The sequence below is a fragment of the Massilia niabensis genome (assembly GCF_042655085.1).
GTDB classification, from domain to species: Bacteria; Pseudomonadota; Gammaproteobacteria; order Burkholderiales; family Burkholderiaceae_D; genus Telluria; species Telluria niabensis.
Genome location: NZ_JBHSMU010000002.1, coordinates 15,156 through 27,796, shown reverse-complemented (window position 1 = coordinate 27,796; position 12,641 = coordinate 15,156). Strand labels below are relative to the sequence as shown.

The following is a 12,641-nucleotide window of genomic DNA, read 5'->3' as shown; positions in this document are numbered from 1 at the left end:
ACGGCTTGTCCCTATAACCTTGGCAGGTTATAGATGAGAATACAGTGTGCTGTTTGTTGAACCTCTACTACCCAAACATTACTTCTTCCAGATTCAGGGCCACGTTCACGTGAACGCTGCCCGTACAAGTCAAGCCTGATGACCATAGCAAGTCGGTCCCACCCCTTCCCATCCCGAACAGGACCGTGAAACGACTTTGCGCCGATGATAGTGCTGCAACCAGTGTGAAAGTAGGTTATCGTCAGGCTAGTTATAAAGAAAAAACCCGTTCAGTGATCTGAGCGGGTTTTTTTTCGTCCCTTGCTTTTTACGCTCGATTCTCGAGACCTTATTCTGGCGTCTGCTAGCCGAGCGCATCCGGCCGCTGATACGTTCCGACCAGTTCAGCTTGTTCCAGAACGTGGCCCTGCATCGCCTGTTCCAGTTGTTTCTTTGTCGGGTGTCCCAGATCCGGTAACACGGCATCCAGCGCGTACAGCTTGTGGAAGTAGCGGTGCTTGCCGACCGGCGGGCAGGGCCCGCCGTAAGCCGTGTTTTTCCAATCATTCAGCCCAGCCCGTGTTCCCGCCGGCAGCGCCGATTCACGAATACCGGCGGCCATCCCGGGTGTTTCTGGAGAAATGTTGTAGAGCACCCAATGCACCCATGTCATCTTCGGCGCCGCCGGGTCGGGCGCATCCGGGTCGTCGACCACCAGCGCCATGCTTTTCGTACCGGCCGGCACGCCCGACCACGACAGTGACGGCGAACGGTCGCCGCCGTCGCATGTGTGTTGTACGGGGATTGCGCCTCCGGCGCTGAAATCGGACGAGCTAAGGGACAGGCTCATCGTCGCCTCCGTCTTCGCCAAGGGCGCGCAAGGCGGCGCCGGTTCGCCAGGGGAAACGGCCTATCGCTGCCGGCGGCGCTATCCCCATGTCTTTTGACAGCCGCGCAGCCTGCGTGTTACACCCGCTTACAGCGTCGACGTTGCAAACCCCGTGGCCGTGGCTAGACTGGAATCAGTTGCTGGCGGTGGAGGGCGCTGACATGGACACTCGAAGCAGGCGCGCAGTCTGGCGGCTCGTCGCCGCACTGTTGCTGGCAGGCGGTCTCGCCGGCTGTGTCTACGATCCGTACTATGCCGGATACACCTACCCGGCCTACGGCTATTCCACCTACGGCTATCCGGCCTACGGCTACCCAACTTACGTCGGCCCGCCCGTTTCCCTGAACTTCGGCTTTTACGAGCACCGTCACCATGGCGGATATTACGGCAAGCATCACGGATATGGCTGGCGCGGCCATGGACACGGGTGGCGTGGTCACGGTCACGCACACGGCTGGCGCGGCCACGGCGGCTCAGGGTACCGCGGCGGCTGGGGCCACCGCGGCGGCCGACACTGAAGCGGACTGTTCACCTGGCGTGACAATCGCGCCGCAACACCTGTTCCGTTTTTGCGCAACCGTGCACGCGCATGCCCGCTTCAGCCATGGCATGCCGCTTGCACCTGCCTGATCGATCCGATCAACTCCACGGAACCCGCATGCCGCCTCCAGCCTTCTGCCTCCACGCCCCCAGGCCATGAACCACCCGCCGACGCGTACTTGTCTTGCCTGTCTCGTCGCTGCCACGCTGCTGCCGCCTTGCGTCCATGCCGAACCCGCGTCCGCCCAAGGCGAGATCGCCCGTGTCGAAGTCATCGGCATCGCGCCCTTGCCGGGCCTGGGCATCGAACGCGACCTGTTGCCCTACCCGGTGCAGCTCGTCACCAGCAAGGCGCTGCGCAAGGCCGGCGGGGACAACCTGGCCGAATTCATGACGCGCAACCTGACTGGCGTGAACGCCAACGAGGTGTCCGGCAGCCCGTTCCAGAACGATGTCACTTTCCGGGGCTTTCGTGCCTCGCCCGTGCTGGGCAGCGCACAGGGAATTTCCGTCTACCTGGACGGGGTGCGGGTGAACGAAGCGTTCGGGGACGTGGTCAATTGGGACATGCTGCCCGAGGCGGCGATCGGCAGCGTGTTGCTGGTTCCCGGTGCCAACCCGCTGTATGGCCTCAATACGCTCGGCGGTGCACTCGCTTTCAATACCAAATCAGGCATCAGCCATCCCGGCGGCGAAGCCGGCCTGTCGTTCAGCGACCGCGGCCGCCGCCGCGCCGACCTCGCCCACGGCTGGCATGGCGATGGGGGATGGCACAGCTTCGTCGGCGCCACCTGGTTCGACGACACCGGCTGGCGTGACCATTCGAATGGGCACCTGGGCAACCTGCTCCTTAAAATCGGCCGCTCGCAGCAGGACACCGACTGGAGCCTGGCCTTGCTCGGCGGCCGCAGCCGCCTGCGCGGCAACGGGTTGCTGCCCGACTCCCTGTACGGAGACGACCGGCACGCCGTCTACACCCATCCGGACACCACGCGCAATCGCCTGGGGCAGGGCACGCTGAATGTCACCCACCGCTTGAGCCCGGACAGCGAAGTCACGGCCACCGCCTACCTGCGCAACAGCCGCCGCGATACCGTCAATGGCGACCTCAGCGAAGCCTACGACGACTATGTTGAGGATTGCGAGGACGGTTTCGATGACGATGGCGCCGCACTCGACGCATCAGGATGCGGGTTCACACGCGCCGAGGGCGCTGCGCTGCATCCAGGCGTCCTGAACACCACCAGCACCCGCCAGCAGGGCCGGGGAATAAGCGCCGCCTTCAGCACGCGGCGCGGTGGCGACCGGTTCGACGCCGGCATCACCTTTGACTACAGCAAGTCGGACTATGCCCAGTTCGAGCAGGAGGCCTTCATCAGTTCCACGCGCGAAGTGATCGGCGACCCGGGCGAGGAGCGCGAGCCCGACGCTTCCGTAACCGGCAGCTCGCGCGCCCTCGGGGTGTATGTGGCCGCGAGCCGCGCCTTGTCGCCGGCCACCCAGCTCACCGCAAGCGCGCGCCTGAACCGCGCGCGGGTCGACAACACGCTCACCAACGAGCGCGGACTGCAGCCGGCGGAAAGTTTTACCTATACCCGGCTCAACCCGTCGCTCGGATTCACCCATCAGCTTGGTGCCGGGACCACCGTGTTTGCCAACATCGCCCAGGGCAACCGGGTGCCGACCGTCATCGAGCTCGGCTGCGCCGATCCGGACAATCCCTGCCGCCTGCCGGTTGGCTTGCAGGCCGACCCCTACCTGAAGCAGGTGATCGCGCGCACGCTGGAGGCCGGGGTGCGCGGACGGCTTGAGGGGGGGCGCTATGTCGTTTCCCTGCATCGCACCAGCAACCGGGACGATATCCTGTTCCTCAGCGCCCCGTCGCGCCAGGGGTATTTCGCCAACGTCGAGCGCACCCGCCACCAGGGGCTCGATGCCACCCTCACGCAGCAGTTCGGGCGCCTGGAGGTGCGGCTGGCCTACAGCTATCTGCAAGCGCAGTACGATGCGGACGACGAACTGTTCACGGGCGCCCGCAACGTGCAGGTCCGCCGTGGCACGCGGCTGGCGGGCTTGCCCAGGCACAGCGGCAAGCTGACACTGGACTGGAAAGCAGGCGCGCGGACCGATGTCGGCCTCGACCTGCAGGCGGCAAGCAGCCTGGTCACCCAGGGGAATGAGGATGGACTGGTCGAAGATCCCGAGCCAGGCGAGGAACCGGAGCGTGCCGACTGGCGCGTGCGCGGGCATGTGCTGGTGAGCCTGCGGGCAAGCTACCGGCCGGCGCCGGGCTGGGAGCTGTTCGCGCGCGTAAATAACCTGTTCGACCGGCGCTACGAAACCTTCGGCGCGGTGGCGCCCGACCTGTTCCCGCAGGGCCGCCTGCTGGCACCGCACGAGGGCCCGGTGGACGCAGCGCATGCACGCTTCGTCGCGCCAGGCGCGCCACGCTCGATCGTGGCGGGCCTGCGCTACACCTTCTAAACGATCAGAAGGTGTACTGCGCGCTGATGCCGATCATCCACTGGCGTCCCGGCGCGGCTTCGTAATAGCGCCGGTTGGCGTCGCCCACGATGACCGAGCCGACGTAGCTGCGATCGAACACGTTGTTCAGCCGCACGAACTGCCTGAAGCGCCAGCGATCCACGCTCTGCCGCGCCTGCACACGTGCATTGACGACCGCGTAGCCGGGCGCGGCCTGTTCCCTGTTGGTATCTTCCGCATACACCTTGCTGCTGGCGATCGTCTCGAGTGCGGCGCCGAAGCGCCCGCCGGCGTCCTTCCACGCCAGCTCGCCGAACAGGTTCGCGCGCGGCACGCCCGGCAGGCGGCTGCCGGCGGCGACGCTGCCGAACGGAGTCTCGTAGGTGGCGCGCAGCAGCGTGAGCGCGACCCGGGTGCTGAAACCGGCCCCAAGCTGGCTGTCGAGCGACAGCTCGGCGCCGCGGCGCAGCGTTTCGCTGGCGTTGCGGTAGCTGGTGCGCCCACCGCCCGAGGTCTCGACCACCAGTTCGTCGTCGGTGCGCACCTGGAACAGCGCGGCCTCGACCCGTGTGTTGTCCCCCAGCTTGGCCTTGGCGCCGACCTCGATGTTGCGGCTGACGGCTGGCTGCAGCCGGAAGTTGAAGCCGGTCCCACCGGCCGAATAGAACAGTTCGTTGAGCGTCGGCGTCTCGAAGCCGCGCGCCGCGCTGGCATACACGTTCAGCTGCGGCGACACCTTGTACATGACGGCCGCGACCGGCGTCCACTTGCTGTAGTCGACGCCGCCGCTGTCGTTGCCGTTGGCGAGGAAGCGGTCGCTTACTTCCACGTCCAGGCTGCTGCGGCGCAGTCCGGCGCTCAGCGTCCAGGGGCCGCTCTCCCATTGCGTCTGCACATACGGGTCGAAGTTCGACAGCTTGTTGATCTCGTCGCGCCGCAGCGCGCCCCTGACCCCGAACTCGTTGCCGATGAAGTTCTCGTAGCCCTGGCGGTCGTCCTCGGAACGGCTGTACTCGACCCCGAACGTGGTGCTGAGCTTGCCGTTGGCCACCTGGCGCACCGTCATCCACTGGAGGTCGGCGCCGTAAAAGTCGCGGTCGAAGTCGATCACGCCGCCCGAATGGGTAGGCGGCGCCTGGAAGCCGCGCGAGAACGCCTGGTACTGGAGCACCTGGCGGTTGCCGGCCCAGGCCGTGAGGCGCAGGCGGTCTTGTCCGAAACGCTGCTCGAAGGTGGCGCCCGCCTGGGTATGCTCGATGCTCTTGCGCGTGTTGTAGCGCTTGGCCAGCGTGCGCTGCGGCGTTTGCGGGTCCGTGGTGTCGATTTCGCCGGCGCGCGGGTCGCGCTGGAAGGTGGCCCAGGTGACGCCCAGCGGGTCCTGCGTGTCGTCCTGGGTCAGCGTACTGGCGGTGATGGTCAGGCGACTGGTGTCGCTCGGCGTCATGCTCAGCTTCGCAAAGCCCTGGTCGCGGCGCGCAGCGCTGTGGTCGCGGTAGCCGTCGGTATCGAAGCGCGAGGCGTCGAGCAGGTATTTGATGCCGCTGGCTTCGCCCTGGGCACTGATGTCCACCTTGCGCAGCCCGTCGCTGCCGCCCGAGACAGTGGTCTCTAACGCCGGCGGGCCGCCGCCCTCGCGTGTAAACAACTGGATCACGCCGCCCGAGTGATTGCCGTAGAGCGCGGAAAACGGCCCGCGCAGCACCTCGATGCGTTCGGCCAGGTCGAGGTTGAAGGTTGCGGCCTGGCCCTGGCCGTCCGGCATCGAGGCCGGTATGCCGTCGGCGATCAGGCGCACGCCGCGTACCCCGAAGGCCGAGCGCGCACCGAAGCCGCGTGACGAGATTTGCAGGTCCTGCGCGTAATTCTCGCGGTTGTGCACCACCAGGCCGGGCACCGAGGCCAGCGCCTCGGAGGCATTGACCCGCACCTGGGTGTCGCCGATGCGCGCCGCGTCGACATTGTCGATCGCGCCCGGGAAATCGAAACTGTCCTGCTCGATCCGGCTGCCGGTGACGATGACGACCGGCATGGGCGTGGCCTGCTGCAGTTGCTCGTCGGCGGCCATGGCGCTGCCGTGGGCTGCGAACGCGGCGCCGCCGGTTGCGAACAGCGCGGCAATGGCGCGGCGCCGGGAGGGAAATGGTTGCTGCTGCATGCGTGTCTCCGATAACGGTGTGGGATGGAAGTGCTCGCCCTTGGCACTGCCCCAAGTGCTATTCAAGCAATAACTTTGCCATGGTAACCCGGTGGCACGGCGCTTGCATTGAACGTGGACTGGGCGTGCCAGGCGCCGAATTCGGGGCCGACCCCGGGCCAGCGACACCGCAAACCGGCACACCTGTCCCAGGATCGGGACAGCTGCCACGGCAGTGTGAAGGTTTCGGAACGCCAGCCAGGCCACACAGACCCACACAGGCGCCGTTCACGCCCAGGGGCCAAACACTATTTTCTGAAAAAGAGGATGACATGAATCTCGCAGACATCAGCAAGCTGGGCGTTGCCAATCCCTTCAAGCAGCGTTATGACAACTACATCGGCGGCAAGTTCGTGGCGCCTGTCAAGGGCGAGTACTTCCCCAACATCACCCCGATCACCGGCCAGCCGTTCTGCGAAGTGGCGCGCTCCACGAACGAGGACATCGAACTGGCGCTCGACGCGGCCCACGCCGCGAAGGAGGCCTGGGGCAAGACCTCGCAGGCCGAGCGCGCCCTCGTCCTGAACCGCATCGCCGACCGCATGGAGCAGAACCTGGCCATGCTCGCCACGGCGGAAACCATCGACAACGGCAAGCCGATCCGCGAAACGACGGCGGCGGATATTCCGCTGGCGATCGACCATTTCCGCTATTTCGCCGGCTGCATCCGCGCCCAGGAAGGCTCCATTGCGCAGATCGACCACGAGACCTACGCCTACCACTTCCACGAGCCGCTGGGCGTGGTCGGGCAGATCATCCCCTGGAATTTCCCGATCCTGATGGCGGTCTGGAAGCTGGCCCCGGCACTCGCCGCCGGCAACTGCGTGGTGCTGAAACCGGCGGAGCAGACGCCGGCCTCGATCATGGTGCTGGCGGAACTGATCGGCGACCTGCTGCCGCCGGGCGTGCTCAACATCGTCAATGGCTTCGGCCTGGAAGCGGGCAAGCCGCTGGCATCGAATAAACGCATCGCAAAAATCGCCTTTACCGGCGAAACCGGCACCGGGCGCCTGATCATGGGCTACGCCGCGCAAAACCTGATTCCCGTCACGCTGGAACTGGGCGGCAAGTCGCCGAACATCTTCTTTGCCGACGTGATGGATGCGGACGACGACTTCTTCGATAAATGCCTGGAAGGTTTTGCCATGTTCGCGCTGAACCAGGGTGAGGTGTGTACCTGCCCGTCGCGCGTGCTGGTGCAGGAATCGATCTACGAGCGCTTCATCGAACGGGCCCTTGCGCGCGTCGCGGCCATCAAGCAGGGCAACCCGCTCGACTCGAGCACCATGCTCGGCGCCCAGGCCTCGCAGGAGCAGCTGGAAAAAATCCTGTCCTACCTCGACATCGGCCGCCAGGAAGGCGCCGAGGTGCTCGCCGGCGGCGCGCGCCAGTCGATCGATGGCGACCTGAAAGACGGCTATTACGTGCAGCCGACCGTGTTCAAGGGCAACAATAAAATGCGCATCTTCCAGGAAGAGATCTTCGGGCCGGTGGTGTCCGTGACGACCTTCACGGACGAAGCCGACGCGCTGCGCATCGCCAACGACACCCTGTATGGCCTGGGCGCCGGGCTGTGGACGCGCGACGCAGCGCGCGCCTTCCGTGTCGGCCGCGCGATCCAGGCCGGGCGTGTCTGGACCAACTGCTACCACCTGTACCCGGCCCACGCCGCGTTCGGCGGTTATAAACAGTCGGGCATCGGCCGCGAGAACCACAAGATGATGCTCGACCACTACCAGCAGACCAAGAACCTGCTGGTCAGCTACAGCCCGAAGGCACTGGGCTTTTTCTGAGCATGCAGACCGAGCGCCCAATGAACGGCCCACCCGAAAGGGTGGTTGCCACGCCCGCCGCACTGGCCTTCATCGGCCAGCTGCGCGAGCGCCATGGCCCGCTGATGTTCTTCCAATCCGGCGGCTGCTGCGACGGCAGCGCCCCGATGTGCTACCCGGCTGGCGAATTCGCCGTCAGCGACACCGACGTCTGCCTCGGCAGCCTCGATGGCGTGCCCTTCTACATGGGCGCCGAACAGTTCGCCTACTGGGAGCACACCCAGCTCATCATCGACGTGGTGCCCGGCAATGGCGGCATGTTCTCGCTCGATAACGGGACGGGACAACGCTTCCTCACCCGCTCGCGCCTGTTCGAGGATGAAGAAATGCACCAGCTGCAGGGCGGGGCGAGCGCCGCACCACATTCACCGCAATCCCTTACGACACGGAAGGCCACATGAAAACGAGAGCAGCCATTGCCTGGAAAGCAGGAGAACCCTTGTCCATCGCCGAAGTCGACCTCGAAGGCCCGCGCGCCGGCGAGGTCCTGGTGGAAATCAAGGCGACCGGCATTTGCCATACCGATTACTACACCCTGTCCGGCGCCGACCCCGAAGGCATTTTTCCCGCCATCCTCGGGCATGAAGGCGCCGGCGTCGTGCTCGAGACCGGCCCCGGCGTCACCTCGGTCAAGCGCGACGACCACGTGATTCCGCTGTACACGCCGGAATGCCGCCAATGCAAATTCTGCCTGTCGCGCAAGACCAACCTGTGCCAGTCGATCCGCTCCACGCAAGGCCGCGGCCTCATGCCTGACGCGACTTCCCGTTTTTCGCTCGACGGCCAGCAGCTGTTCCACTACATGGGCACCTCGACGTTTTCCAACTACATCGTGGTGCCGGAAATCGCGCTGGCGAAAATCCGCGAGGACGCGCCCTTCGACAAGGCCTGCTACATCGGCTGCGGCGTCACCACCGGCGTCGGCGCGGTGGTGTTTTCGGCCAAGGTCGAGGCGGGGGCGAACGTGGTCGTGTTCGGCCTGGGCGGGATCGGCCTGAACGTCATCCAGGGCGCGAAGATGGTCGGTGCCGACAAGATCATCGGCGTCGACCTCAACCCGGCGCGCGAAGAGATGGCCCGCAAGTTCGGCATGACCCATTTCATCAACCCTGGCCAGGTCGGCAACATTGTCGACCACATCGTGCAGCTGACCGACGGCGGCGCCGATTTTTCCTTCGAGTGCGTCGGCAACACGACCGTGATGCGCCAGGCGCTCGAGTGCACCCACAAAGGCTGGGGCCAGTCCTTCATCATCGGCGTCGCCGCCGCCGGCCAGGAAATCAGCACGCGGCCGTTCCAGCTCGTCACCGGCCGCCAGTGGAGGGGTTCCGCCTTCGGCGGCGCGCGCGGGCGTACCGACGTGCCGAAGATCGTCGACTGGTACATGGACGGCAAGATCAACATCGACGACCTGATCACGCACACCCTGCCGCTCGAGCGCATCAACGAGGGCTTCGAGCTGATGAAGAGCGGGCAATCGATCCGTTCGGTGGTGCTGTACTGAACGCAAGACGTTTTTTGGACCAACCAACAGGGAGAGACAACATGAGCAATGACATCAGCAGCGACGCGGGCGGCCAGATAAAAATCCATCCTGCCGTCGACAACGGCATCCCGCCGGCCGCGCCCAACTTTTCAGGCGGCACCTTGACCTGCCGCTGCGCCACCGATCCGGTGACGGTGGAACTCGCGAGCCAGGTCGCGCATAACCACGTGTGCGGCTGCACCAAATGCTGGAAGCCGGCCGGGGCGCTGTTTTCCCAGGTGGCCGTGGTCGGGCGCGACAAGGTCACGGTGACCGCCAATGCCGACAAGCTCGCCATCGCCGACACCTCCGCCACGATCCAGCGCTATGCCTGCCGCGACTGCGGCGTGCACATGTATGGCCGCATCGAGAACACGGCGCACCCCTTCCATGGCCTCGACTTCGTGCACACCGAACTGTCGCGCGAGAGCGGCTGGGCGCCGCCGGAGTTTGCCGCCTTCGTGTCCTCGATTATCGAGTCCGGCTTCCCGCCGTCGAAGATGGGGGCGGTGCGGGCCCGCCTGACCGAGCTCGGCTTGCCACCCTACGATGCGCTGTCGCCGGCGCTGATGGATGCCATTTCGACCCATGTCGCCAAGGCGCGCGGGGTGCTGCAGGAAGCGTAGGTGCAGGCCTTTACAGCAGGACGCAGGGTGGGCGGCGCCCGGTGAACCCGTGATTGAGGCCATCGGCCTCGATCACCCCTGCGAATAGCGTTTCGAGATAACCGGATACTGGAGAGAAGAATGATGCGATCGCACTGGCTGCTGTTGTCGACCCTGCTTGCCGCGTTTGCCACACCGGCCGCGCAGGCCAACGATTTCCCGACCAGCAGCCGCGTGGAGTACGTGCTGGAGTGCATGCAAAAGCACGAAAGCAAGTACGAATACCTCTACAAATGCTCCTGCGTCATCGATCACATTGCCAAGGCCATGACGCACGAGGAATACCTCGAGATGTCGACCTCCCTGCGCAACCAGACCATGGCCGGCGAGCGCGGCGCGGTGTTCCGCGACCCGCCACCGGTCAAGGAGATGGCCGTCAAGTACAAGGCGATCCAGGCCGAGGCCAACAAGGCCTGCTATGTGGCGCCACGGTGATGCATTGCCGGGACTGGTGTTGCGTCATGGATGACACAAGGCACACCAGCACTTGTCTCGAATCTGAACAAGGTGTCACAGCCATGCCCCATCGGGTCACTGGCACCGCATTGGCATGTTATGTGCTGTGTAAGAGTGGGGCGATCCCCACGCTGAGGTTTTGCAAGGCCGACTGGTCGGACCGCTAAAAAAATCCATAGGAGACTTCATCATGTCATTCGCAAAGAGACTCATCCACTGGTGGCCATGCCTGGCACTGGCTGCCGGACCGGCGATGGCTGCCGATTCGGATGTGGCAAAGCTCACCAAGGACCCAAAGAACTGGGCAATGCAGTCCGGCGACTTTGCCAACCACCGGTTTAGCGAGCTCAAGCAGATCACTGCCCAGAACGCCAGGGACCTGCAAGTGGCCTGGACCTTCTCGACCGGCGTGCTGCGCGGCCACGAAGGCGGGCCGCTGGTCATCGGCGACACCATGTACATCCACAGCCCCTTCCCGAACAAGGTGTTTGCGATCGCACTGGAAGACCAGAGCATCCGCTGGAAGTACGAACCGAAGCAGGATCCGACCGTGATCCCGGTAATGTGCTGCGACACGGTCAACCGCGGCGTTGCCTACGCCAATGGCAAGATCTTCCTGCAGCAGGCCGACACCACGCTGGTGGCGCTCGATGCCAAGACCGGCAAGGAACTGTGGAAGAACAAGGTGGGCGATCCGAAGATCGGCGAAACCACCACCAATACGCCCCACGTTTTCAAGGACAAGATCATCACCGGCATCAGCGGTGGCGAATTCGGGGTGCGCGGACGCGTCACGGCGCACGACATGAACACCGGGAAGGTGCTGTGGAAAGCCTACAGCACGGGACCCGACAACGAACTCATGGTCGATCCTGCGAAAACCATGACCTGGACCGACGGCAGGATGGCGCCGATTGGGCCGGACTCCTCGCTGAAAAGCTGGAAGGGCGACCAGTGGAAACTGGGCGGCGGCACTACCTGGGGCTGGTACAGCTATGACCCGGCGACCAACCTGATGTACTACGGCACCGGCAACCCGAGCACTTGGAACCCGCGCCAGCGCCCTGGCGACAACAAGTGGTCGATGACCATCTTCGCGCGCGACCTCGACACCGGGATGGCGAAATGGGTCTACCAGATGACGCCGCACGACGAGTGGGATTATGACGGCGTCAACGAAATGATCCTGGCCGATATCAAGGTCAAGGGGCAGCCACGAAAGGCGCTGGTGCACTTCGACCGCAACGGCTTTGCCTACACGATGGACCGCGTCAGTGGCGAGCTGCTGATTGCGGAAAAATACGATCCGAAGGTCAACTGGGCGACCCACGTCGACATGAAGACCGGCCGGCCGCAGGTCGTGGATAAGTACAGCACCGAAAAGAACGGTCCCGATTTCAATTCGAAGGGGATTTGCCCCTCAGCGCTCGGCACCAAGGACCAGCAGCCGGCGACCTTCAACCGCAAGACCGGCCTGTTCTACGTGCCGACCAACCACGTCTGCATGGATTACGAGCCGTACCAGATCGAGTACACGGCCGGCCAGCCGTATGTCGGCGCGACGCTCTCGATGTATGCGGCGCCGGGCAGCCACGGCGGGCTGGGTAACTTCATCGCCTGGGATGCCGGCACCGGCAAGATCGTCTGGTCCAAGCCCGAGAAGTTCTCGGTCTGGAGCGGGGCGCTCTCCACCGCCGGCGACGTCGTGTTCTACGGCACCCTGGAAGGCCACATCAAGGCGGTCGACCTCAACGGCAAGGAGCTGTGGAAGTTCAAGACGCCGTCCGGGATCATCGGCAACGTCCATACCTGGGAATACAAGGGCAAGCAGTACATCGGCGTGCTGTCGGGTATTGGCGGATGGGCTGGTATCGGCCTGGCGGCGGGCCTGACCAAGGGCACGGAGGGCCTGGGCGCGGTGGGTGGCTACAAGGACCTGGCCAAGTACACCGAGCTCGGTGGCGTACTCACGGTGTTTGCATTGCCGGACCGCGTAGTGGGTGGACAAGCCACGGCCATGCGCAAGTAAGCAGCCGCCCGGCGCGCCGCCAAGGCTGGCCGGGCAGATTGTATTGAA

At 64.7% G+C, this 12,641-nt stretch carries 10 protein-coding genes and 1 rRNA gene; 9 read left to right on the top strand and 2 right to left on the bottom strand.

Features of this window, described 5'->3' with window-relative positions; all coding sequences use genetic code 11:
- The first annotated feature begins 134 nt into the window (after positions 1-134).
- Positions 135-247: ribosomal RNA gene (gene rrf / locus ACFPN5_RS00230) — 5S ribosomal RNA — on the top strand.
- 96 nt (positions 248-343) lie between these two features.
- Here the strand turns inward: rrf and ACFPN5_RS00225 are convergent.
- Positions 344-829: a YbhB/YbcL family Raf kinase inhibitor-like protein gene (locus ACFPN5_RS00225; RefSeq protein WP_379778848.1), complete on the bottom strand. Its 486-nt coding sequence runs from the start codon at positions 827-829 to the stop codon at positions 344-346.
- A 200-nt stretch (positions 830-1,029) separates the two neighbouring features.
- Between ACFPN5_RS00225 and ACFPN5_RS00220 the strand changes: the two genes are divergently transcribed.
- Together ACFPN5_RS00220 and ACFPN5_RS00215 are read left to right on the top strand one after the other, a co-directional pair.
- Positions 1,030-1,386, top strand: a complete 357-nt coding sequence (locus ACFPN5_RS00220) for a hypothetical protein (protein WP_379778845.1) — start codon at positions 1,030-1,032, stop codon at positions 1,384-1,386.
- A gap of 178 nt (positions 1,387-1,564) precedes the next feature.
- Positions 1,565-3,892 (top strand): TonB-dependent receptor, encoded by a 2,328-nt coding sequence (locus ACFPN5_RS00215; protein ID WP_379778842.1) that lies wholly within the window; start codon positions 1,565-1,567, stop codon positions 3,890-3,892.
- 4 nt (positions 3,893-3,896) lie between these two features.
- Here ACFPN5_RS00215 and ACFPN5_RS00210 read toward each other — a convergent pair whose 3' ends face one another.
- Complete coding sequence (locus tag ACFPN5_RS00210) at positions 3,897-6,047, bottom strand: TonB-dependent receptor family protein (protein ID WP_379778839.1); 2,151 nt, start codon at positions 6,045-6,047, stop codon at positions 3,897-3,899.
- 311 nt (positions 6,048-6,358) lie between these two features.
- Here ACFPN5_RS00210 and adh point away from each other — a divergent pair, with 311 nt between their 5' ends.
- From adh to ACFPN5_RS00180, 6 genes are all read left to right on the top strand, one after another.
- Positions 6,359-7,879 carry an aldehyde dehydrogenase gene (gene adh, locus ACFPN5_RS00205; RefSeq protein ID WP_379778836.1) on the top strand — a complete coding sequence of 507 codons (1,521 nt, stop codon included), beginning with the start codon at positions 6,359-6,361 and terminating at the stop codon, positions 7,877-7,879.
- Positions 7,880-7,899: 20 nt separating this feature from the next.
- Positions 7,900-8,319 (top strand): DUF779 domain-containing protein, encoded by a 420-nt coding sequence (locus ACFPN5_RS00200; RefSeq protein WP_379778833.1) that lies wholly within the window; start codon positions 7,900-7,902, stop codon positions 8,317-8,319.
- A complete protein-coding gene (locus tag ACFPN5_RS00195) occupies positions 8,316-9,422 on the top strand; it encodes an S-(hydroxymethyl)glutathione dehydrogenase/class III alcohol dehydrogenase (RefSeq protein ID WP_379778830.1) in 1,107 nt (368 codons plus the stop codon). The genes ACFPN5_RS00200 and ACFPN5_RS00195 overlap by 4 nt, the downstream gene beginning before the upstream one ends.
- A 41-nt stretch (positions 9,423-9,463) precedes the next feature.
- On the top strand, positions 9,464-10,069 hold the full coding sequence (gene gfa / locus ACFPN5_RS00190) for an S-(hydroxymethyl)glutathione synthase (RefSeq protein ID WP_379778827.1): 606 nt from the start codon (positions 9,464-9,466) through the stop codon (positions 10,067-10,069).
- A 120-nt stretch (positions 10,070-10,189) separates the two neighbouring features.
- Positions 10,190-10,543, top strand: coding sequence for a hypothetical protein (locus ACFPN5_RS00185; RefSeq protein ID WP_379778824.1), 354 nt, complete (start codon positions 10,190-10,192; stop codon positions 10,541-10,543).
- A 211-nt stretch (positions 10,544-10,754) separates the two neighbouring features.
- Complete coding sequence (locus ACFPN5_RS00180) at positions 10,755-12,593, top strand: methanol/ethanol family PQQ-dependent dehydrogenase (protein WP_379778821.1); 1,839 nt, start codon at positions 10,755-10,757, stop codon at positions 12,591-12,593.
- The last annotated feature ends 48 nt before the right edge of the window (positions 12,594-12,641 follow it).

Coding starts and splice junctions, on each gene's coding strand:
- ACFPN5_RS00225 (WP_379778848.1), bottom strand. CDS start 829: ATGAGCCTGTCCCTTAGCTCGTCCGATTTCAGCGCCGGAGGCGCAATC.
- ACFPN5_RS00180 (WP_379778821.1), top strand. CDS start 10,755: ATGTCATTCGCAAAGAGACTCATCCACTGGTGGCCATGCCTGGCACTG.
- ACFPN5_RS00195 (WP_379778830.1), top strand. CDS start 8,316: ATGAAAACGAGAGCAGCCATTGCCTGGAAAGCAGGAGAACCCTTGTCC.
- ACFPN5_RS00210 (WP_379778839.1), bottom strand. CDS start 6,047: ATGCAGCAGCAACCATTTCCCTCCCGGCGCCGCGCCATTGCCGCGCTG.
- gfa (WP_379778827.1), top strand. CDS start 9,464: ATGAGCAATGACATCAGCAGCGACGCGGGCGGCCAGATAAAAATCCAT.
- adh (WP_379778836.1), top strand. CDS start 6,359: ATGAATCTCGCAGACATCAGCAAGCTGGGCGTTGCCAATCCCTTCAAG.
- ACFPN5_RS00220 (WP_379778845.1), top strand. CDS start 1,030: ATGGACACTCGAAGCAGGCGCGCAGTCTGGCGGCTCGTCGCCGCACTG.
- ACFPN5_RS00215 (WP_379778842.1), top strand. CDS start 1,565: ATGAACCACCCGCCGACGCGTACTTGTCTTGCCTGTCTCGTCGCTGCC.
- ACFPN5_RS00185 (WP_379778824.1), top strand. CDS start 10,190: ATGATGCGATCGCACTGGCTGCTGTTGTCGACCCTGCTTGCCGCGTTT.
- ACFPN5_RS00200 (WP_379778833.1), top strand. CDS start 7,900: ATGAACGGCCCACCCGAAAGGGTGGTTGCCACGCCCGCCGCACTGGCC.